The 21931-nt window shown below is 33.1% G+C and carries 20 protein-coding genes and 1 other annotated feature; of the genes, 4 read left to right on the forward strand and 16 right to left on the reverse strand.

The features are described from left to right. Window positions 1-167: 167 nt before the first annotated feature. The 4 genes from ACFVRR_RS23120 to ACFVRR_RS23135 all read right to left on the reverse strand — a co-directional run bounded on the left by ACFVRR_RS23120 (window position 168) and on the right by ACFVRR_RS23135 (window position 3021). A complete protein-coding gene (locus ACFVRR_RS23120) occupies window positions 168-413 on the reverse strand; it encodes a DNA alkylation repair protein (protein ID WP_387333039.1) in 246 nt (81 codons plus the stop codon). Window positions 414-475: 62 nt separating this feature from the next. Beyond that, entirely contained in the window at window positions 476-670 is a 195-nt protein-coding gene (locus ACFVRR_RS23125; RefSeq protein ID WP_097977798.1) for an NETI motif-containing protein, read from the reverse strand. 115 nt (window positions 671-785) lie between these two features. Continuing rightward, complete coding sequence (locus ACFVRR_RS23130; protein ID WP_069032390.1) at window positions 786-1508, reverse strand: Bax inhibitor-1/YccA family protein; 723 nt, start codon at window positions 1506-1508, stop codon at window positions 786-788. A 127-nt stretch (window positions 1509-1635) separates the two neighbouring features. Continuing rightward, on the reverse strand, window positions 1636-3021 hold the full coding sequence (locus ACFVRR_RS23135) for a glycine--tRNA ligase (RefSeq protein ID WP_387333041.1): 1386 nt from the start codon (window positions 3019-3021) through the stop codon (window positions 1636-1638). Window positions 3022-3101: 80 nt separating this feature from the next. Then, window positions 3102-3281, reverse strand: a binding site (T-box leader). Between the two features lie 211 nt (window positions 3282-3492). Here ACFVRR_RS23135 and ACFVRR_RS23140 point away from each other — a divergent pair. Then, window positions 3493-3921 (forward strand): hypothetical protein, encoded by a 429-nt coding sequence (locus tag ACFVRR_RS23140; RefSeq protein WP_387333043.1) that lies wholly within the window; start codon window positions 3493-3495, stop codon window positions 3919-3921. Between the two features lie 447 nt (window positions 3922-4368). Here the strand turns inward: ACFVRR_RS23140 and ACFVRR_RS23145 are convergent, their stop codons facing one another. The 11 genes from ACFVRR_RS23145 to ACFVRR_RS23195 form a co-directional block, all read right to left on the reverse strand. Then, the gene (locus tag ACFVRR_RS23145; protein ID WP_069032386.1) at window positions 4369-5076 is read right to left on the reverse strand and encodes an ABC transporter ATP-binding protein; all 708 of its coding nucleotides are present in this window, start codon (window positions 5074-5076) and stop codon (window positions 4369-4371) included. An 18-nt stretch (window positions 5077-5094) separates the two neighbouring features. Continuing rightward, window positions 5095-5865, reverse strand: a complete 771-nt coding sequence (locus ACFVRR_RS23150) for an ABC transporter ATP-binding protein (protein ID WP_387333045.1) — start codon at window positions 5863-5865, stop codon at window positions 5095-5097. Window positions 5866-5881: 16 nt separating this feature from the next. Beyond that, window positions 5882-7150, reverse strand: a complete 1269-nt coding sequence (locus ACFVRR_RS23155) for an ABC transporter permease subunit (protein ID WP_097977804.1) — start codon at window positions 7148-7150, stop codon at window positions 5882-5884. 9 nt (window positions 7151-7159) lie between these two features. Continuing rightward, window positions 7160-8143, reverse strand: a complete 984-nt coding sequence (locus tag ACFVRR_RS23160; protein WP_248266096.1) for a branched-chain amino acid ABC transporter permease — start codon at window positions 8141-8143, stop codon at window positions 7160-7162. A 141-nt stretch (window positions 8144-8284) separates the two neighbouring features. Beyond that, complete coding sequence (locus ACFVRR_RS23165; RefSeq protein ID WP_387333048.1) at window positions 8285-9466, reverse strand: branched-chain amino acid ABC transporter substrate-binding protein; 1182 nt, start codon at window positions 9464-9466, stop codon at window positions 8285-8287. A 319-nt stretch (window positions 9467-9785) separates the two neighbouring features. Next, window positions 9786-12218, reverse strand: coding sequence for a DNA topoisomerase IV subunit A (gene parC / locus ACFVRR_RS23170; RefSeq protein WP_387333050.1), 2433 nt, complete (start codon window positions 12216-12218; stop codon window positions 9786-9788). Then, the gene (gene parE / locus ACFVRR_RS23175; protein WP_387333052.1) at window positions 12218-14191 is read right to left on the reverse strand and encodes a DNA topoisomerase IV subunit B; all 1974 of its coding nucleotides are present in this window, start codon (window positions 14189-14191) and stop codon (window positions 12218-12220) included. The genes parC and parE overlap by 1 nt, the downstream gene beginning before the upstream one ends. Window positions 14192-14732: 541 nt before the next feature. Beyond that, window positions 14733-15143: a CoA-binding protein gene (locus tag ACFVRR_RS23180; RefSeq protein WP_097977812.1), complete on the reverse strand. Its 411-nt coding sequence runs from the start codon at window positions 15141-15143 to the stop codon at window positions 14733-14735. A 246-nt stretch (window positions 15144-15389) separates the two neighbouring features. Continuing rightward, window positions 15390-16583, reverse strand: coding sequence for a S1C family serine protease (locus ACFVRR_RS23185; protein WP_387333054.1), 1194 nt, complete (start codon window positions 16581-16583; stop codon window positions 15390-15392). A gap of 81 nt (window positions 16584-16664) precedes the next feature. Beyond that, window positions 16665-18455 carry a sensor histidine kinase gene (locus ACFVRR_RS23190; protein WP_387333056.1) on the reverse strand — a complete coding sequence of 597 codons (1791 nt, stop codon included), beginning with the start codon at window positions 18453-18455 and terminating at the stop codon, window positions 16665-16667. A gap of 3 nt (window positions 18456-18458) precedes the next feature. Continuing rightward, complete coding sequence (locus ACFVRR_RS23195; protein ID WP_069032377.1) at window positions 18459-19133, reverse strand: response regulator transcription factor; 675 nt, start codon at window positions 19131-19133, stop codon at window positions 18459-18461. 175 nt (window positions 19134-19308) lie between these two features. Between ACFVRR_RS23195 and plsY the strand changes: the two genes are divergently transcribed. Beyond that, on the forward strand, window positions 19309-19911 hold the full coding sequence (gene plsY / locus ACFVRR_RS23200) for a glycerol-3-phosphate 1-O-acyltransferase PlsY (protein ID WP_069032376.1): 603 nt from the start codon (window positions 19309-19311) through the stop codon (window positions 19909-19911). Between the two features lie 93 nt (window positions 19912-20004). On the opposite strand, the gene ACFVRR_RS23205 is transcribed toward plsY, so the two are convergent. Further along, window positions 20005-20427 (reverse strand): acyl-CoA thioesterase, encoded by a 423-nt coding sequence (locus tag ACFVRR_RS23205; protein WP_097977818.1) that lies wholly within the window; start codon window positions 20425-20427, stop codon window positions 20005-20007. 140 nt (window positions 20428-20567) lie between these two features. Here ACFVRR_RS23205 and ACFVRR_RS23210 point away from each other — a divergent pair, with 140 nt between their 5' ends. Next, a complete protein-coding gene (locus tag ACFVRR_RS23210) occupies window positions 20568-20729 on the forward strand; it encodes a hypothetical protein (protein ID WP_387333058.1) in 162 nt (53 codons plus the stop codon). After that, the gene (locus ACFVRR_RS23215; protein WP_387333059.1) at window positions 20710-21603 is read left to right on the forward strand and encodes a prohibitin family protein; all 894 of its coding nucleotides are present in this window, start codon (window positions 20710-20712) and stop codon (window positions 21601-21603) included. The genes ACFVRR_RS23210 and ACFVRR_RS23215 overlap by 20 nt, the downstream gene beginning before the upstream one ends. Window positions 21604-21931: the final 328 nt, after the last annotated feature.

The raw sequence follows: 21931 nt of genomic DNA on the forward strand, positions 1-21931 counted from the left end.
ACCCCCTTGTAGTAATAATTTTCCTACAAAGGAGATTTTTTCTAAAATTATATGCTTAGATCTATTGACTAAGTTGTTTTTCAACACTCTGAAAAATAAGATGATCTCTGTAGAGGTCATCTTATTTTTATTCTATTTATACCTTAGTACTTAGTTTTTTTATTTTATTATTTCAATGAATCTGCTGTTTTTTCAAACATTACACTTTGATCAATTAAACCACAAGTTCCACATTGAACTAAATATTCTGGACCTTTATATGGAACAAAAAATGGATCTAGCCCACTTGAAACGTATTCTTCTGATTCAACATCTCCGCTTTGAGCATTTAATTTAACTGCTTTTGGGTTTTGTTCGATTAAATAAAATCTACTTTTGTTTGTTTTACAGCGTGGACATGCTAATTTATGCATATTTTCACCTCATTTTATTCATATAAGGTTACTATTCCATTAAATTATTATATTTATTCATATTAATTCGTATTTAATTTGCCTTCAAATACTATCTTTCTTCCAGTCGGTTCAATTTCTACCTTTCCATTTATCATTTGTTCTGAAAATATTGGTACTTCCATTCTTTTAACTGGTGTATAGCCTTCTCTTTCCATTCTCTCTAAGCAATCATTAATTGTTTCATTTTCAAAGACTTCAAATTTTTTCTTACTCATCTATTTCCCTACTTTCCACTAATGTAATTCTATCTAATCATAATTGAATTCAAATCAAACTATAGTAAAAAACCTTACTTTCATTTGAGAGTAAGGTCTGACTGACTAAAATTATTTAATCGCGAAGCCTCGATAGGAATCGAAGTGCTTCAATATAAACCCAAATGACTGTTACTAATAAACCAAAAGCACAATACCACTCGAACTCTTTTGGTGCACCTTGTCTAACACTTGTCGTAATTAGATCAAAATCCAAGAATAGATTTAATGAAGCAATAACAAGTATCGCTAAACTAACAAATATTCCAATTGGACCAGATTGATGGATATATGGAATTGGAACATGGAATAATTGAAGGACCATCGTTAGTAAATAAAAGATAAACACTCCGATTGTTAATCCAAAAACAATTGATCTAAAACGGTGCGTTACTTTAACTAGTCCAGTAGCATAACAAATTAATGTTCCTGCTATAATTGCAATTGTTAATAGAACCGCTTGTAGGACAATCATTCCATATGTTGCTTCGTAAACAGCTGAAATATTACCAATTAGAATCCCTTCAACTGCTGCATAAATAGGTGTAGTAATTGGCGCAATTCTAGGAGAAAAAGATGTTACTAACCCAATTATGAATGCAACGATTAAACATCCAATAAACACTTTAGAATTCAGGGTTCCAGTAGCCGTTAGATAAAATGAGTATCCTGCTGTTGCGATTAGTAAGATTAATGCGATAATTGTTTTACCAATTGTTCCACCGATCGTCATCGCTTTAGCAGCATGTCTTGATTTCGTTAATCGTTCAGAATTTAAGATAGGATTTGAACTCCTCATTTAAACTCCTCCTTTATTTTATACCTTTATTTTACCATTTTTAGTAAATTTCTTAAACTTTAAACAAGCTTTAGTAAAATATATGAAAAAAGATGTCCAAAAGGACACCTTATTTCTAAAAACTAAATTAAAATTTAATTTTATTTGCTAAAAATGATTGTAATTCACTTATTGCAACACGAGTTTGCTCCATAGTGTCACGGTCACGAACTGTTACTTTTCCGTCTTCAATTGATTCGAAGTCGTAAGTAATACAGAAAGGAGTACCGATTTCATCTTGACGTCTGTAACGTTTTCCAATTGAACCAGTTTCATCAAAATCAACATTGAAATCTTCTGCTAAAGAAGCAAATACTTCTTGTGCATTTTCTGATAATTTTTTAGATAATGGTAAAATCGCTGCCTTATATGGTGCTAATGCAGGATGTAGACGCATTACTGTACGAGATGTACCATCTTCTAATGCCTCTTCTTCATAAGCATCAATTAAAAATGCTAATGTCACACGATCTGCACCTAATGATGGCTCGATACAATATGGAACGTATTTTTCATTTGTAATTGGATCATGATATGTGAAATCTTCTGTTGAATATTCCATATGTTGTTTTAAATCATAATCTGTACGAGACGCAATGCCCCATAATTCGCCCCAACCAAATGGGAATTTATATTCAAAGTCAGTTGTCGCGTTACTATAGTGTGATAATTCATCCGCACTATGTTCACGTAAACGAAGATTTTCTTCATTCATACCTAAAGCTAATAGCCATTTATTAGCAGTTTCTTTCCAATAAGAATACCACTCTAATTCTTCACCTGGTTTACAGAAGAATTCCAGCTCCATTTGTTCAAATTCACGAGTACGGAACGTGAAATTTCCTGGTGTAATTTCGTTACGGAAGCTTTTACCTATTTGAGCAATACCAAATGGTACTTTCTTTCTCATTGTACGTTGAACATTTTTGAAGTTTACGAAAATACCTTGAGCTGTTTCTGGACGTAAGAAAATTTCATTCGTACTTGACTCAGTAACACCTTGGAATGTTTTAAACATTAGGTTAAATTGACGAATATCTGTAAAATCATGGCTACCACAATCAGGACAAGCAATTTTATGTTCCTCAATCAATTTAGCCATTTCTGAAAAGGGAAGACCATCAACGATTATTTCCATTCCTTTTTCTTCAAGTGCATTTTCGATTAATTTATCAGCACGATGACGAGCTTTACAATTTTTGCAATCGATCATTGGATCATTAAAGTTACCAATATGACCTGAAGCTTCCCAAGTACGTGGATTCATTAAGATTGCAGCATCTAATCCAACATTATATGGACTTTGTTGAACAAACTTTTTCCACCAAGCTTTTTTCACATTATTTTTTAATTCAACACCTAGTGGACCATAATCCCACGTATTTGCTAAACCACCGTAAATTTCAGATCCTGGAAATACAAATCCTCTGTGTTTAGCATGACTTACTATGACATCCATTGTTTTTTCTGACATTTCATCTACCTCCAATTTTCAATTGTTTTTTGAAAATGCAAGAATGAAATAAAAAAGCTCTCATCCTTAGGCATTTTCTGCCTAGGGACGAGAGCTGTATGTGCACCCGCGGTTCCACCCTAGTTGACAATTAAAAAAATTGTCCACTTTAAGAATTAACTCAGGAATGCCTTTCGCTAAAGGTTTTGATTGAGCTCACACTATCCTCAATTCGCTATACAAAATTATCTTTAGGTACTTCTTTCCGTCAACGTTATATGTAATAAATAATATGTTGTTATTTTAACAAAGTGACAATGATTAAGTCAAATATTATTATGAACAATTTTGATAAAAAAATACCGTGAATTTTTTGAATATTCCAGGGCATATTTCATGTAAAGATAAAACCTTTACAGTATGAGCATTAATTGGTATGATAGAAAAGTTGTTTTATTTATATACCAATACTATCAGAAGGGAGTGCTAGTTTTGAGTAGCAGCATTTTTTTAAAGAAAAAGAAACGTTCAGCAGTATTGCTTGATAAACATCATTCCATTCGTTTATTAAAGACAAACAAAAAGCGAATCGTGAACAAAAGAAACAATAAAATAAAAGGGTTCGAACAATTACTTGTTAGAGAATTAAACGAGGAAATGATTTCATCTTCAAACAGTACGGTAAATGAAATTTCTGAAAATGTAAATTCAGTAGTGATCGAAGGACTTCCAGTAACATTTCTTCTAAAGCTTGGAAAAGAGTTTTTCTCAGATTTAGAAGCAGTGAAGTACTATTATAATAGTAAACATGAAGATTTTTACAAGAATCGTAGTTTACTAGAGGAATCACTTCAATCTTCAATTAACAATGCGTCAAGTGAAGAACAATTAAAAATTTCGGAATTTATTTCTAATAAATAATCATTATTAATGAGGGAATCCTTAAGGGGTTCCCTCTTTTATATTATTGGGAAAATCTTAGTAAGGTACCGACCGATTCAACTGCAAATAAACCTTAAAGTACAGCAAATAAGAAACTTAATAGTACAAATGAACGTTGAAAACTTGCAAATGAATGGCGGACTGCCAATAAAATCAGTGTATCTGCAATTAAAATCACCGAAGCTACAATTAAAATCAGCAAATCTGCAAATAAAATTACCGATTCTGCAATTAAAATTCACCAAATCTGCCATTTATCTTTATATAAGTCTGGAAATAGACTTAAAATGATCATTGCCTCCTAGATATCTACTCTTTATATTAATTTTCACACTCATTCACATCAAAAAAGAGATGTTCATATGTCAGTTGACCCGACTCATGATACATCCCTTTTCCTTTATCTATTTTTGATTTGCAGATTCATTAAGCTAAATAGGCTTTTTTCACTTCTTCATTATTCATTAATGTCTTTCCTTCACCAACCATTTGGATCTCACCAGTTTGAATTACATACCCGCGGTGAGCAATTTGTAATGCTTGGTAAGCGTTTTGTTCGACTAATAAGATTGTCATTCCTTGTTTATTTAGTTGCTCAATGATTTCAAATATTTGTTCAACGATAATTGGAGCAAGGCCCATAGATGGTTCATCTAGCATTAGCAAGGATGGTCCCATCATCAGTCCTCTACCAATCGCTAGCATTTGTTGTTCTCCTCCACTCATCGTACCACCTTTTTGGCTTAAACGCTCTTTCAGTCTTGGAAAATAATCAAATACCATTTCCATGCGGGCAGCGATTAGTTTTTTATCTTTAACTGAGAAAGCACCCATCTCTAAATTTTCTTTTACACTTAATTTAGAAAAGATTCTTCTTCCTTCTGGTACATGGGCGATTCCTTTTAAGGCAATTTCATGAGATTGTAGCTTTATTATTTCTTCACCTTTATAAATCAGCGTTCCAGATTTTGGTTTAACTTGGCCACAAATCGTTTTTAGAGTAGTAGATTTTCCAGCACCGTTACTTCCAATTAACGTTACAATTTCACCTTCATTTACTTCAATGTTAATATTTTTCAGTGCTTGAATACCACCGTAAAAAGAGTTAATATCTTTTAATTGTAATAGCGTCATTTTTTCGTACTCCTTTCACTATGCAGTAGTCACTGCACTTTTTCCTAAATATGCTTCAATTACTTTTTGATTATTTCGAATTTCAAGTGGTTTTCCTTCTGCAATTTTTTCGCCATGATCAAGTACAAATAGATACTCGGATATTTCCATAACAAGCTTCATATCATGCTCGATTAAGACGATTGTTAAGTTAAGGTCATCTCTCATTTGATAGATTAAATCTGTCAATTCTTTCGTTTCTTTCGGATTCATCCCCGCAGCTGGTTCATCTAAAAGTAAGATTCTTGGTTGAGTTGCTAATGCACGAGCGATTTCAAGTCGTCTTTGTGCACCGTATGATAGACTCGATGCTTCCTCATTATAAAATTCAGCCAATCCGACGTATTCTAACCATTTATATGCTTCTTTCAATGCCGTTTTTTCTGCTTTTTTAAATTTAGGCAAATGGAATATTGTTGAAAAAACACCATACTTTAAATGCTGATGCATTCCTACCATGACATTTTCTAAAGCAGTCATACTATTAAATAGACGAATATTTTGGAATGTACGCGCGATCCCTTTTTTATTAACAGTATGTGGTTTTAAGCCTACTAAACTCTCATTCCCTAACAAAATTTCTCCACTACTAGGAGTGTACACACCTGTAATCATATTAAAGAATGTTGTTTTTCCAGCTCCATTTGGTCCAATTACCGCTGTAATTGAGCCTTCTTTAATATCAATATTTACATTATTAACAGCTGTTAAACCGCCAAAGCTTTTCGTTAAATTCGTTGTTTTTAACATTTGATAACCTCCTCTCTTAAAATGAAACTGTGCGTGTTTTTTCTTCGACTACAGTTTGATCTACGACGTCTTCTTTTGGAACAACCTTATTTTTGGCAGGCAATAATCCTTTTGGCCTAAAAATTGCTGCAAGTACTAAAATAAGTCCGAAAATCATACGTTGCATTTTAGAAGGCGATAGAGCTGGTGGTAAGTTAATAACTCCATCTAATGTTAATTGGTTTAAATAGTTTGTTACCTCTGTTAATACTTGTAGATTTAAGATTGTTACAAGTGCTGCTCCAAGGATAACACCTGGAACACTACCCATTCCGCCTAAAATAACCATTACTAAGATCGTAATCGATTCAAGTAATGTAAAGCTTGTTGGGTCAATAAACATTTGCTTTGCAGAGAAAACTACTCCCATCATTCCTGAGAAAGATGCACCGATTGCAAATGCAATTAATTTCGTACGTACTAAATGAATACCTGATGCTTGTGCAGCGATTTCATTCTCACGTACCGCCTTCCAAGAACGTCCAAGCTTAGAATCTTGTAATCTAGTAACAGCTAAAATGACGATTGATAAAACAACTAACACGACATAATAAAATTGCCCAGAATTATCAATCTCTAATCCAAAAATAGTAGGAGCTGGAATCGAAGAAATACCTTGTGCTCCTCCAGTAATATTTATTGGTTTATCTAAGTTATTAAATACAATTCGAATAATTTCTCCAAAGCCTAATGTTACAATTGCTAAATAATCACCTTTTACACGCAATACTGGAATACCTAATAATACACCTGCAATTGCAGCGATAATTCCACCGATTATAATAAATACCCAAAATGAGTTTCCTGAAAACGGAAGGAAATCAAAATGTAAGAAATTCGTAACTTGTTTAGTCGAAAAAATTGCATAAGTATATGAACCGATTGCAAAGAAGGCAACGAATCCTAAATCTAATAGGCCCGCTAAACCAACTACTACGTTTAATCCAAGTGCCATTGCAACATAGATTCCAACTAAAGTCGCTACACCCATATATGATTCAAATGCTGTACCTTGTGATGCAACATAAGGCATAATCACGGTTAAAACTAAGATTCCAATGCTCCATTTTAATTTGACTGGAAAATTAGTTTTATATAATAAGTAAAGTGAGAACAAGATTAATAGAAATGCGGTAACCGATTCTTGCAAAAAGTATAATCCTAATGATGTAACAACGATATAAGCTCCTAAGAACATACCTTGTAGTTTATTTGATTGTTTTAACCCATTTAATAAGCTCTTCATCTAATTCACCTACACTTTCTCAGCTACAGGTTTACCTAATAAACCTTCTGGCTTGAATATTAGAACTAGAATTAAAATTCCAAATGCAACAACATCTTTATATTCTGATGGGAAAATACCATGTGTTAAAGTTGATAAATTTGTTGCTGCAAACACTTCGATTACACCGATTAATAAACCGCCAAACATTGCTCCACGGATATTTCCGATTCCACCTAATACTGCTGCTGTAAATGCTTTTAGGCCTAAAATAAAACCGATATACGGATCAATAGTGCTGTACTGTAATGCAAATAGTACGCCAGTTGCACCACCTAATCCAGAACCTAAAAAGAATGTTAAAGAGATGACTTTGTTAACGTTTACAGACATTAATGATGCAGTTTCACGATCCTGTGCAACTGCACGCATTGCTGTACCCCATTTTGTTTTATTGATGAAGTAATCTAATGAAATCATCATTACAACTGCAACGACTAAAATAATGATTGATGCTGATTTAATTTGTGCATTTCCAAATGAAGAAAGAATTGAGCTAGTTTTAATTTGGTGTTGTCCAGAAAATAGTGATGGGCCAGTAATAATGTAATTTCCTTCTTTTAATTCAGCAATAAAACGTACGATATCTTGTAGTAAAAATGAAATACCGATTGCTGTAATTAATGTAATTAACTTTGGTGCTTTTCGTAATGGACGATATGCAACTCTTTCGATCCCCATTCCTAGGAAACCAGTTGCTAATGAAGCTACTATTAAAACAATTGCTAACACGATAATTGCAGGTAAACTACTTAATAAACCTAAACCAGTAAATGTAATTAATACTGCAGTACCAATAAACGCACCCACCATAAATATTTCACCATGTGCAAAATTGATTAGTTCCAATATCCCATAAACCATCGTGTAACCGAGTGCTACGATTGCATATACTGCTCCTAAAACAAGACCGTCTATTAGAACTTGAGGTAGTGTTTGGATTACTTCATTCATGTATAAGACCTCCTATAAATAATGTAGTTTACTTCCTATTAATTTCCAAAATTTTACAATTTTCTCATCTTATTGAGAGAAAAAGAGTATCACATTTTACAGGATACTCTTTTCTTTAAGACTGGTAGGGTTTGTTTCTAATTATGGTTTAGTAACTTCGCCTTCTTGAGTACCAGGGTATTTAGCTTCTTTAAACGTATAAATAAATACTTTCGCGTATTTGTTGTCCCCTTTATCGTCGAAGCCCACCTTCGTTACTACACCATCATAATCTTGGATTGCACGTACTGCTTTTTCAACTTGTTCACGAGTTGGCGTTTTTCCTTTATTATCATTGATTGCATTTTTTAATCCTTCTAATAAAACACCAGCAGAATCATATCCGTAAGATGAGAACGATTCAATGTTTTTATTAAATTTAGATTTATAAGCGTCAGCAAAAGCTTTACCTTTATCAGTTTTTAACGTATCACCAGCTACTGAAGTATAATAGAAGTTTTTAACAGCATCTCCAGCAATATCAACTAAACCTGAAGAGTCCATTCCATCTCCACCCATGAATGGGATGTTTAATCCTTTTTCACGAGCTTGTTTTAATAAAATTCCACCTTCAGCATAAAGTCCACCGAAGAATACTAAATCAGGCTTTTTCGCAATTGCATTGTTTAGTACTCCGTTAAAGTCTTTATCTCCAATTGAGATCCCTTCTTCACCTAAAATTTTAGCGCCTAATTTCTCAGCAGCACCTTTGAATTCATTTGCTAAACCAGTTCCGTAAGGTGTTTTATCTTGAATGATAAAAATCTTTTTAGCTTTTAAAGTATTAACAGCAAAATTTGCACCTGCAGGACCTTGGAAGTCATCACGAGCACAAATTCGGTTAACTACTCCTAATCCACGATCAGTTACTTCATTTGCAGTATTTGAAGGAGATACCATTACGATATGGTCTTTCTCATACTTTACTGAAGAAGGAATTGCTACACCAGAGTTTAAGTGTCCTACAACACCAAGGATTTTATTGTCTGCAGCTAACTGCTCAGCATTTGCTACACCTTTTTTTGGATCCCCTTGGTCATCATAAGGTACAATTTTTAAATCAAAGCCTAATTTTTTGAAAGCTGCTTTTTGATCCTCTAATGCAAGCTGTGCTCCAAGTTTAATGGATTCACCTAAAATTGCATTATTACCAGATAACGGTGTATTTGTAGCAATTTTAATGACCTGACTTCCATCCTTTGAACTACTATTACCACAGCCTGCTAAAATACCCGCAGTTAACGATACTGATGCTAAAATTGCAAATCCCTTCTTAAAAACCATATGTACGCCCCCTTGATAACCTATTTTTTTGAAAATTTAAAATTCTTAAGAAAATAGTAAGCTATATTTTTTCGTTAGACAAGTTCTTTTGGTTCAAAATATTTCGACAATTCTGTCGATTCTCTGTTATTATAGGCAATTATTACCAATAAAAAATCATTAAAAACCTTTTTTCCTTATTTCCGAAATATAAAATTAAAAGATTTTAATGTGTTTCCTTTGGTTAATTCCTCAAAAAACATTTTCCTAGTATCATTTTACGTTTTTCGACAAATTCGACAAAAAAACCTATTCCAAAAAGTTTGGAATAGGTCTTTTATTAATTATTTTCTTCTTTTTTATATCGAATGATCGTCTTAATTTCACCAGAATCATCTGTATCCATAACAAATGATCCATTACTATATTGATCACTATTTCTTAAATCAGTTGGGTCAACTGTCTCAAATTGACCAGATTTACTTAATAAAGCAAACATATCTTTTTCATTTATTGCGTATACCCCAATTAACATATGAGGGTTATTTTTTAAATCTCGAAGTACTTTAACACCTCGTGTACCTCTAGAACTTTGAGGGATCGTATCGAGTTTCATTTTTTTAATTGCCCCTCGATGTGTTGCACAGAATATTTCTTTCACTTTATTACTGATGGTGTCTGCAGAAACAACAAAATCATGATCCTTTAAGTTAATACCTTTAACTCCACCAGCTCTTAAACCTTGAATACTAATCTCTTCAACATTAAATAACAATGTGTATCCTGAATTTGTAGCCAACAAGACTTGATCAGTTTCTGAAATGACACCAGCAAATATTAAGGAATCATCTGACTTAATTGACATACCGACAAGTGGTTTAGAATATCGTTGTACTTTTAATTGCTGTATACTTGTACGCTTTACAACACCATTTTTAGTGACAAATAAAATATAATCTTTATTTTCTTCAAAATTATTTACGACCGTAGCAGAAAGAATTGCTTCATCTCGTTCAATAGGAATAATATTAGCAACATGTTGCCCCATATCTTTCCATCTGATATCCTGCATTTCATGAATTGGTAAATATAAATAGTTACCTTTTGACGTAAATAAAATTAGAGTATCCGTCGTTGTACTTTCTATTTGATAAATTAAACGGTCTCCTTCTTTCATACCGTAATCTTTACCATTCGATGCTGAATATGATCTTGGACTAGTTCGTTTAACGTATCCTTCACTTGTAACGGTGACAACGACGTCTTCTTGAGCAATTATATCTTCTCTAGAAATTTTAATTTCTTCAATTTCTTCTTGAATGGTTGAACGTCTGTCGTCTGCATATTTTAACTTAATTTTCTTTAAGTCTGTTTTGATCACTGACAATAATTTTGCTTCACTGTTTAAAATTGCTTCTAGCTGTTTAATCTTTTTATCTAACTCATCTGCTTCTTCTTGTAATGCAGTAATATCAGTATTTGTTAAACGATATAACTGTAACATAACAATCGCTTCAGCTTGTAGTTCAGTAAACTCAAATTGAGCGATTAACTTATCTTTTGCATCGCGTTTATCATTTGCAGAACGGATTGTTGTAATCACTTCATCTAAAATCGATAAAGCCTTCATTAAACCTTCTACAACATGTTGGCGAGCTTTCGCTTTTCTTAAATCAAAATTTGAACGATTTGTAATGACTTCTTTTTGATGTTCAATATAAGCATCAAGAATTGCCGGTAATGACATCTGTTTTGGTGTACGATTATAAATCGCAACCATATTGAAGTTATAAGGTATTTGAAGCTCAGTATTTTTATATAAATAATTTAAAATCGCTTCGTTATTTGCATCTTTTTTCAGTTCAATGACAATACGTAGTCCTGTACGATCTGTTTCATCGCGTACTTCCGTAATGCCATCTACTTTTCGATCAAGACGAACCTCGTCCATTTTCTTTACTAAATTCGCTTTATTCACTTCTGAAGGAATTTCTGTAATAATTAATGCCTGTTTTCCACCACGTAAATCCTCGGTATGAACTCGGCTTCGAATAATGATTTTTCCTTTTCCTGTTTCATAAGCTTTTTTAATACCATCTACACCTTGAATAATCCCTCCAGTAGCAAAATCAGGACCGTGGATTACGGTCATTAATTCATCTACTGAACAGTTTTTATTTTCAATGCGCATAATCGTCGCATCGATTACTTCTCCAAGGTGGTGCGAAGGTATTTCAGTTGCATATCCAGCAGAGATTCCAGTACTACCGTTGACTAATAAATTTGGAAACATTGATGGTAAAACAACTGGCTCCATACTCGTATCGTCAAAGTTGGGCACAAAATCAACTGTTTCTTTATCAATATCTCTCAATAGTTCACTTGCTATTGCTGATAACCTAGCTTCCGTATAACGCATAGCTGCTGGCGGGTCTCCATCAATACTACCGTTATTTCCATGCATTTGAACTAATACATTTCTTAATTTCCAATCTTGACTTAGTCGTACCATTGCATCATAAACAGAAGTATCACCATGAGGATGGTAATTACCGATTACATTTCCGACTGTTTTAGCAGATTTACGGTAAGGCTTGTCTTGCGTGTTTCCTTCAACGTGCATTGAATATAAAATACGGCGTTGAACTGGCTTTAATCCGTCACGAGCATCAGGTAATGCTCGTTCTTGAATAATATACTTACTATATCGACCAAAGCGGTCACCTATTATATCTTCTAAAGGGATATTATATAATTTTTCCGATGATTGCATCAGACTTTGCTCCCTTCTGAATCTACTTCAACTTGCTCATTGTTTAAAATTTTATCCTCTTCATCTAAATCAAATACTACATTCGATTCAATCCACTTACGTCTAGGTTCAACTTTATCACCCATTAATGTAGTTACACGACGATCTGCTCTTGCGGCATCATCAATTTTCACACGAATAAGCGTTCTCGTTTCTGGATCCATCGTTGTATCCCAAAGTTGGTCAGCATTCATCTCACCAAGTCCTTTATAACGCTGAATCATATACCCTTTACCAACTTTTTTGATTGCATCTTGTAGGTCTACCTCTGACCAAGCGTATTCGATTACTTCTTTTTTTCCAGTACCCTTACTTACTTTGAATAAAGGAGGTAAGGCAATATAAACTTTACCAGCTTCTACTAGTGGCTTCATATAGCGGTAAAAGAATGTTAATAAAAGTACTTGAATATGCGCTCCATCTGTATCAGCATCGGTCATAATAACGATTTTGTCATAGTTAACATCATCAATATCAAAATCACTACCTACTCCTGCACCAATCGCATGAATAATCGTATTAATCTCTTCATTTTTCATTATGTCAGCTAGTTTTGCCTTCTCGGTATTGATAACTTTACCACGTAAAGGCAAGATTGCTTGGAAACGTCGATCACGGCCTTGTTTCGCACTTCCACCAGCTGAATCACCCTCAACTAGGTATAATTCATTTTTCTGTGGGTTACGTGACTGTGCAGGTGTGAGCTTACCGCTTAATGAAGTTTCTGAACGCTTTCTCTTTTTACCACTTCTTGCTTCCTCACGTGCTTTTCTTGCAGCTTCTCTAGCTTGATAAGCTTTTATAGATTTCTTTACTAAAGAAGTTGCAATGTCTGGATTTTCTTCCAGAAAATAAGCTAATGAATCCGAAACTACTGAGTCAACAGCTGATCTTGCTTCACTAGTACCTAATTTACCTTTTGTTTGTCCTTCAAATTGAAGCAGTTCTTCAGGAATTCGTACAGAAACAATTGCAGCTAATCCCTCACGAATATCCGCTCCATCTAGATTTTTATCTTTTTCTTTTAAAAGACTCACTTTTCTTGCATATTCATTAAATGCTCTTGTTAAAGCAGTTTTTGCACCAACTTCGTGCGTACCACCATCTTTTGTTCGAACATTATTTACGAAAGAAAGCATCGTTTCCGAATATCCATCATTAAATTGGAACGAAAATTCAACCTCAATTTTATTTTGTAATCCGTCAAAGAATACAACAGGATGTAATGCTTCTTTTTCTTCGTTCAAATACGATACGAATGCTTCGATACCGTTTTCATAATAAAACTCTTCAAACGCATCATGTCGTTCATCTTTAATTGTAATTTTTAAACCTTTTAATAAAAATGCTGACTCTCTAAGTCTTTCACATAAAGTATCAAAGTTAAAATTTGTCGTGCTAAAAATAGTTGGATCTGGTTTAAAATGGATCGTCGTACCAGTTCGTCTTGTCTTACCAATGATTTCTAATGAAGTTACTGCTTTACCTCCATCTTCAAAACGTTGCTTGTAAATTGTTCCTTCACGGTGTATTTCAACTGTTAACCATTCTGATAAAGCATTTACTACTGATGCACCAACACCATGTAGACCACCACTTGTTTTGTAGCCGCCTTGTCCAAATTTACCACCTGCGTGTAATACAGTTAAAATAATTTCTGGAGTTGGTTTTCCCATTTTGTGCATTCCAGTAGGCATCCCACGACCATGGTCTTTTACGCTTAAGCTATTATCCTTATGAATAACCACATCTATTTGAGTCCCGTGACCAGCTAATGCTTCATCTACAGAGTTATCTACAATTTCATAAACTAAATGGTGCAGACCTCTACTATCTGTGCTGCCAATATACATTCCAGGTCGTTTACGTACAGCTTCTAAACCTTCTAGTACCTGTATCGCATCTTCGTTATATGTTGTTTCATTCTTTGCCAACACCATTTCTCCTTTCTAACTAAACACTTACATAGGAACATCTGTTCCATTATATCATATTATATAAAATGTTTCTTCTAATCGTTCATGTTAATGGTTTTTTTCCTAACTTACAAGTCGAACATGAAAAAAAAAATCGGACAAGTTCATAAAAAGCTGGATTTTTGTATCAAGAAAATGCAGGTTTAAAGTTGAAAATTGATAAATTAACTTACAAATTCAATTTTAAAGTTAGTGCAAACTGGCATTTTAATTGCTAATCTATTTTGATGTACATCAGTACAATTTCTCGATTACCCTAATGGTCTTATTCCCTACTCGATCTTCCGTTAAAAAAACTCACTGATTAACAGTGAGCCAGATTTAAAAAAATTTAAAAATTTAATTTACAGACTGATTGAAAGCGCTTGACTTTTGAAGCACGAAGGCAATTTTTGACGCAAGTTACCGCTAAGCGGTAATGAGCACCGTAGCCAGACAACGCAACGAAGAAAACGAGCGTCTGGATGGCCAGTCTGAAACAGTGAGCTTTTTTAACGGCCTATCTTGTCATTGCATGCTCAACTTTAATACAACGATCCATAATGACTGTTTTACCATTTTCCTTTAACAATTGATATGCTTCTTCGTTTTCAATTCCAAGCTGTGCAAAGAAAACATCGCAATCAATTTTAAGAAACTCTTGTGCTACAGGTAATAGGTGTTCAGGTCTTCTAAATACATTTACAATATCAACTTTTTCATTTATTTCGGTTAAACTCGCTACTGCTTTTTCTCCTAATACCGTATCAACTGTTGGGTTTACTGGAATAATTTTATATCCAGCATCTTGCATTGCCTTGCTTACCATATAAGACGTTTTAGACGGGTCTTTTGATAATCCAACAACTGCAATTACTTTACTTGATTTTAAAATCTTGCCAATTTCTTCTCTTGATGGGTATTTACTCATTGCTAATCACCCTTTCTTTCTGTATAAATAAGCGCTTCAAACAGTTAAAAACGCTCGCTTTCTTCGTTGCTTCGTCTTACTGCGGTGCTCATTACCTGTCTAGGTAACTCCGCTCCTCATCAGCCTTCGCGCCTCGAAAGACAAGCGTTTTCAATCAGTTTAAAAAATCAAATATATGTTACATACTAAACTTTTCGCTTATTTTTTATTCTTTTATCATATTTCCTAAGTCAATGGCCTGTCAAATCATTGACTAGAAGCTAATGTTAAAGTTGAATTAGTTAATTTACCATCACGGTAATAAGTAATCTTTAATTTATCTCCAACTTTTTTGTGTGAATATAGGTATTCCCTTACAGTAATTACGTCACTTACTGGTTTGTCGTCAAGTGCAACGATCACGTCTAATTGTTTCATTCCAACTTTAGCCGCAGGAGTATTTGGATCAACATGTGTAACAACTGCACCTTTTGTCACTGAACCAGGTAATTTTAATGTTTCTTCGATATTAAATTGCGGTATTTCATCAAGTGATTTTAAGCCTACACCCATTACAGGTCGAGTTACTTCACCAAATTTTTCGATCTGATCTAAAGCTGGTTTTGCAATATTCATTGGGATCGCAAATCCAATTCCTTCAACAGCTTGTTCAGCAATTTTACTTGAATTAATCCCGATTACTTCACCTTTTGCGTTGATTAAAGCACCACCACTATTACCTGGATTAATCGCTGCATCTGTTTGGATTACTTGAGTTTGGTAATCTGCAACGCCATCTCCATCGATATCTTGTGGTATTTCACGTGCTTTACTACTTACAATACCTTCAGTTACAGTACTTTCTAAAAATCCAAGTGGATTTCCAATTGCAATAGCAGTTTCACCTACATTAATTTTTTCAGAATCACCTAATTTAGCGATATTCGTAACATATTTTGCATCAATTGCGACAACAGCTAAATCTAATAATTCATCTGTTCCAACAAGTTTAGCATCAATTAATTGACCATCTGCCATTTTTACTTTTAATTGCTTTGCACCAGCAACAACATGGTTATTTGTCGCTACTAAAGCTTTATTTCCTACTCTTTTATAAACTACACCTGAACCAGATCCAGCTTCTTGCGTTTCCATTGAAAATGGATTGGATGATTGATAGTTATTAACTCCTACTACAAATTTGCGAGCATTTTGGATCGTAGTTGTTAAATCTTCGCGTGATACATTAATAACTTGTGTTGGTACAGTATTCGTATCATTTGATAAGTTTGCATTTTTATTTGTTAAGTTAAAAATATCCGGGGATACGATTGAGATCGTTACAGCTCCAATGATCGCTCCAATAAAGCCTGTAACAAGTGGATACCCTCCACGTCTACTTCTCTTTTGTCTTTTATGATTATTTTCATCGTATAAATCTGTTTCATCATAATATCCCATAATTCATTCCTCCAATATGTAGGTATCTTTGATTGATATTAATTTAACCCACTCATGTGTATTTGCTGTGAACTTTTTGATTTAATTCAAATATTTTTTCAAATTAAAAATAAATTCAACTCCATCTTCCTTATTATGAACTTTTATAGTTGAATGATGTAAGTCAAGGATTGTTTTTACGATTGCTAACCCTAATCCTGTTCCACCATTTTGTCTATTTCTAGATTCATCAATTCGATAGAAGCGATCCCAAATTTTATCAATTTTATCAGCAGGGATTGGATTACCTTCATTAAAAATAGAGATATTTACATAATCCCCTTCATCTAATAAATTCATTTTTATGACACTACCTGGGTTTCCATAATGGATAGCATTTGAAAGGATATTAATGATCACTTGTTCTATTTTTCTTTTTTCACCTAATACGAGCGTATCCTCATCTAGATTAAAATTGAAATGACAATGAATACTACTATTTTCAAACATGCGAATAATCACATTTTCTATGCAATCAACAATTAAGAAAGGTTCACTTCTAAGTGTGTATGTTCCTGATTGAAGTTTGGAAAGTTCAAGCATATCGACAACTAACCCGTTCATCCGATCAACTTCTTCAAGGATTACATCTGCATAATAACCATTTTTTTCAATATTTAATCCATCTTTTAAACCTTCTGCATAACTTTGCACGATACTTAGTGGCGTTTTTAACTCATGGGATACACCACTAATAAACTCTTTTCTTGTTTGTTCTAACTGCTTTTCTTTTTCAATATCCTTCATTAATTTAACATTTGCCTGCTGTAAATTTTCAATCGTACTAGCTAAATTCTCGGATAATGAATTAATTGATTTGGATAATTGTCCAATTTCATCATCGGATTGAATATCGATTTTCTCGTTAAAGTTTAACTTTGCTAATTGATCTGTTACCGAATTCATTTTCAATAATGGCTTCGTAATCAATTTCGAATAGTAAAAAGAAACAATCACAATCAACAATAAAGCAATAATAAAAGCGTAAATATAAAAATCTTTTAAAACGTACATTGCTTCATTTACTGGTTGTAGTGATGTAATCGCAAAAATAACTTCTTTTGAACCTTTATTAGTATTAATTGGGTAAATAAAAACTTTATTTTCTAATCCATTTGCTCGATCTAAGTAACGATAAATTAATGGAAAATCCTCCTCAGTATAGTTAGAAAAATCTTCATTAGTCTTTGTCCAATCAGTTATCGCACCCATTAAGGAGTTCATTTGAGCTGAATATGTATATTGATTTGCAATTGGTAAATGTAAATTAACAACTTTCCCTTTAATTTCAATATTCACCATTTCCTGAAGATTATCTTTAGTTGACAATTGAACCGTGTTAGACGGTTGATTTTCCTCTTGCCATACACCCATATTCGTTTTTATATAGAGTGGAATAAAATAATCATCTTGAACATAACCTCGGATTGTAATCCTTGAATTTTCTTTAATATTAAGACCTAAAATACTTTCTATTTGATCTGAATATAATAGATTATTTAAAGGTACATAAACCTTTTTCCCTTCATTTGTAAGAACGGTTAAATCAAAATTATTCTCAGCTTTAAGTACCCCTCTTTTATCTAAAACTGCCAAAGTTGTATTGTATTTGGAATATAGTTTGGTTAGTTCTTGTTGAAACTGATTGTTGTTAAATTTACCCGCTTTATACCCTTTAGCAAATTGTGTTAGTTCTTCTGTTACAATATTTACTTTCTTATTCGTATAAAAAGATTGCATAAAGATTGATTGACCAACAAATACAATTAATAAAAATATAACTAATAATAACGTTATGGATAAAAAAAGTTTACGGACTATACTATTTTTCATCTTCTACTCCTCAAACTTATAGCCTACTCTTATAACTGTTGCTATATGCTTTGCTTTGTCTCCCAATTTATGTCTAAGTTTTTTTATATGTGTATCAACTGTTCTACCATCTCCAAAATAATCAAAGCCCCAAATATTATTTAATAATTGATCTCTTGTTAATACGATGCCTTTATTATCAATTAAATAACATAATAATTCGAACTCTTTGTTCGTAAGTTGTAATAATTCATTATTTATTGAAGCTGTCCTTGACGAGGTATTGATTGTAATTCCACAAATCGTTTTCGATTCTTTATCGTCTTCTTTTAAATCAGCCGTTCTTCTAAGTACACTTTTTGCTTTTGCTACTAGAATTTTAGGACTAAATGGCTTTGTCACATATTCATCTGTTCCAATATCAAAACCAAGTAATTGATCTTCTTCTTCTGAACGAGCAGTAGTCATAATGATTGGTATACTCGATTGCTCTCTAATTAGCTTACAAACTTCCCATCCATCTAATTTCGGTAGCATTAAATCTAGAATAATTAAATCTACTTGATTTTCGTTAAATTTCTTTATGCCTTGTTCTCCGTCTTCTGCTTCGATTACTGTAAATTGATCGTTTTCAAAATACTCTTTTACGATTTCTCTTAATCTTTTTTCATCTTCAATAATTAAAACTGTCGGGTTCATATTTTTTCCTTTCATTAAAATTGATAGATATAAGAACTTTTACCTAAAATAAAATGTCCTTTGTTTCCTCATTTGAATTAATATTCTAAAGCAACTATCTATATATTCGCTTAAAATTGTGATAAAATTATATGATACTGCACTAATTTATTATTGTTTGAAAAGGAGCTAGAAAATGAGTTTGGTCATTATTGTACTAGCCTATTTAATCGGATCTGTACCATTCGGTTTAGTAGTTGGAAAAATATTTTACGGAGTAGATATCCGTCAACACGGTAGTGGAAATCTTGGTGCGACAAATACATTCCGCACATTAGGTAAAAAAGCAGGTATTATAGTAACACTTGGAGATATTTTAAAAGGAACACTAGCAGCTTCATTACCTGTATTATTCCATTATCATGGGATTCACCCTTTAATTATCGGTCTAGTTGCTGTTATTGGTCATATGTATCCAATATTTGCTGGTTTTAGAGGTGGTAAAGCGGTAGCAACCTCTGCAGGGATCTTATTATATGCATCGCCACTACTTTTTGTCTGCTTAATTATTATCTTCGCAATTAGTTTAAAAACAACAAAATACGTTTCACTTTCGTCAATGTTAACAGCTTTTTTAGGTACAATTTTAGCTTTTATAATGGAATACACTGGACTAATTAAAGACAATGGGTACATAATAACTTATATTTTGATCGTACTTACAATCTTTGTCGTATATAAACATCGTCCAAATATAAAAAGAATTAAAGACAAAACAGAACCAAAAGTAAAATTTTAAAAGTAAGATTAGCTAAAGATTAGAGATTGAAGATTAATGTCTTCCCTCTCTAATCTTTTATTTATTCATGCTTTTTTTGCTTCTTCGATCCCTTTAATCTTGCCCCATCGCCTTCTCATATGCTTCATACCAGTCAGGGAACATTTTCTTAAATTTAATCGGTCTAAATGTATCTTTATGAACAAGGACATGTGTTGAATTTCCTATGCAACAAATATCGCCTTCTTCATTCATTATTTCATATTCATAAATCACTTTTAGTGGTGTAAGTGTTTTTATTTTTGTTTTTACTTTAGCTGTTTGTCCATATCGTAGACTTTTCTTGTATGAAACATTCAAATCGATCACTGGAGAAATGACACCTTGTGATTCCATTTCTGCATAATTAAAGCCCAAATCTTTTATTAATTGAGTACGTCCAATTTCAAACCACACTAAATAATTTGCATGGTACACAACACCCATTGCATCTGTTTCTGCATATCTTACTTCAACTAATTTTTCTGAAATAAACATAAAGTCACCTCTTATTCTTCTACAGAATACTTTACCAAAAAATTAATAATTGTTCTATTTTTTAACTTATCCTAAATGTTATAATTTTCTTATAATAATCTAATGATTTTCTAACATTAGAAATTAGGAGGTCGATCTTCTTGAAGGTTCTAGTGGGCTCAATCTTAATCATCCTTCTTTTTTTATTCGGAGTATGGCTTCTTCTTTCTCCAACATTTGAAAAAATTGGTGAGAAATCAGCTAAAGTAAAAAATATTTTAAAGGATAAGGAGGACAAAAATAATGCTAATTCGTCCAAATGAAAAAAAGAATTCGTTTTTTAATCGTAAACTAATTGGCGGGATTATCGCGGGTATTGCACTAATCTTAATCGCAACAATTCCAGTATTATTTATTGAAAAAATAACACCTGGTTATGTAGGAGTTGTCTATTCACCAAATGGAGGTATACAGAAAAATACATTATCACAAGGTTGGAATTTTGTTGGATTATTCGATAAAGTTACCGAATATCCTGTCCGTCTTCGTACTGTAGAATATAAAGACGTTGCATTAGCTACTTCAGACGGTAAAAGAATTGAAATGGATATATCATATACATATAAAATTGATCCTTCTAAAGTAGTATCCATGTTTAACGAGTTTGGACCTGTGTCGATTGAAGAAATTGAGGAAACCTATTTAAAGAAACGTTTACAAGATGCAGCTCGAATTGCCGTATCAAAATACACAGTTTTACAATTATACGGTGAGAAATCAAGTAATGCCTCAGCTGACATTGAAACATTATATAAAGACGATGTAAAAGTACTTGGTTTCTTTGTTGAAAATTTAACACTAGGAACGCCAAAACCAGATGCAAAAACGCAGGATGCAATTGATGCACGTGTTCAAGCTGCCCAAGAAAATGACCGTAAAAAAATTGAACTAGAAACAGCTAAAATTGAAGCAGAAAAGAAAAAAGTAGAAGCCAAGGCTGATGCTGATTCACAACTAATCCGAGCACAAGGCCAAGCAAAAGCGAACCAAGTAATTCAACAAACGTTAACCAATAAATTAATTGAATACAAAAAAGCAGAGAAATGGGATGGAAAACTCCCAACAGTATCAGGCAGTAACTCAAACATCATTCAATTCCCGCTTGATCCAAATAGCGATAAAGAATCAAAAAAATAAATTGTTCTCCTAAAAAACCTAGCTTTTAGCTAGGTTTAATTGCGTATACGAAAATCCTTAAAACATGATTTTCAGACTGATTGCAAGCGCTTGTCTTCAGAGGCGCGAAGCCTGATGAGGAGCGGAGTTACCTTCGACGGTATTGAGCACCGCTCAGCAGGCGAAGCACCGAAGAATGCGAGCGTTTGGCGAGCAGTCAAAACCTAGCTTTTGGCTAGGTTTTTTATGTTCAAAATCAATTTCAATTTGCTTTTCCACCTATTCTCTTCTAATCCAAACTCTTTGGCATATATTTAATAGAGACGAATATCTACGTTTAATGGAAGGA

This window comes from Gottfriedia sp. NPDC057948, assembly GCF_042887255.1.
In the GTDB taxonomy this organism is placed as follows: Bacteria; Bacillota; Bacilli; order Bacillales; family Bacillaceae_G; genus Gottfriedia.

Excerpts from the sequence above, each read along its gene's own strand:
- ACFVRR_RS23120 (WP_387333039.1), bottom strand. The coding sequence starts at position 413 with ATGCATAAATTAGCATGTCCACGCTGTAAAACAAACAAAAGTAGATTT.
- ACFVRR_RS23125 (WP_097977798.1), bottom strand. The coding sequence starts at position 670 with ATGAGTAAGAAAAAATTTGAAGTCTTTGAAAATGAAACAATTAATGAT.
- ACFVRR_RS23130 (WP_069032390.1), bottom strand. The coding sequence starts at position 1,508 with ATGAGGAGTTCAAATCCTATCTTAAATTCTGAACGATTAACGAAATCA.
- ACFVRR_RS23135 (WP_387333041.1), bottom strand. The coding sequence starts at position 3,021 with ATGTCAGAAAAAACAATGGATGTCATAGTAAGTCATGCTAAACACAGA.
- ACFVRR_RS23145 (WP_069032386.1), bottom strand. The coding sequence starts at position 5,076 with ATGACGCTATTACAATTAAAAGATATTAACTCTTTTTACGGTGGTATT.
- ACFVRR_RS23150 (WP_387333045.1), bottom strand. The coding sequence starts at position 5,865 with ATGTTAAAAACAACGAATTTAACGAAAAGCTTTGGCGGTTTAACAGCT.
- ACFVRR_RS23155 (WP_097977804.1), bottom strand. The coding sequence starts at position 7,150 with ATGAAGAGCTTATTAAATGGGTTAAAACAATCAAATAAACTACAAGGT.
- ACFVRR_RS23160 (WP_248266096.1), bottom strand. The coding sequence starts at position 8,143 with ATGAATGAAGTAATCCAAACACTACCTCAAGTTCTAATAGACGGTCTT.
- ACFVRR_RS23165 (WP_387333048.1), bottom strand. The coding sequence starts at position 9,466 with ATGGTTTTTAAGAAGGGATTTGCAATTTTAGCATCAGTATCGTTAACT.
- parC (WP_387333050.1), bottom strand. The coding sequence starts at position 12,218 with ATGCAATCATCGGAAAAATTATATAATATCCCTTTAGAAGATATAATA.
- ACFVRR_RS23180 (WP_097977812.1), bottom strand. The coding sequence starts at position 15,143 with ATGAGTAAATACCCATCAAGAGAAGAAATTGGCAAGATTTTAAAATCA.
- ACFVRR_RS23185 (WP_387333054.1), bottom strand. The coding sequence starts at position 16,583 with ATGGGATATTATGATGAAACAGATTTATACGATGAAAATAATCATAAA.
- ACFVRR_RS23190 (WP_387333056.1), bottom strand. The coding sequence starts at position 18,455 with ATGAAAAATAGTATAGTCCGTAAACTTTTTTTATCCATAACGTTATTA.
- ACFVRR_RS23195 (WP_069032377.1), bottom strand. The coding sequence starts at position 19,133 with ATGAACCCGACAGTTTTAATTATTGAAGATGAAAAAAGATTAAGAGAA.
- plsY (WP_069032376.1), top strand. The coding sequence starts at position 19,309 with ATGAGTTTGGTCATTATTGTACTAGCCTATTTAATCGGATCTGTACCA.
- ACFVRR_RS23205 (WP_097977818.1), bottom strand. The coding sequence starts at position 20,427 with ATGTTTATTTCAGAAAAATTAGTTGAAGTAAGATATGCAGAAACAGAT.
- ACFVRR_RS23215 (WP_387333059.1), top strand. The coding sequence starts at position 20,710 with ATGCTAATTCGTCCAAATGAAAAAAAGAATTCGTTTTTTAATCGTAAA.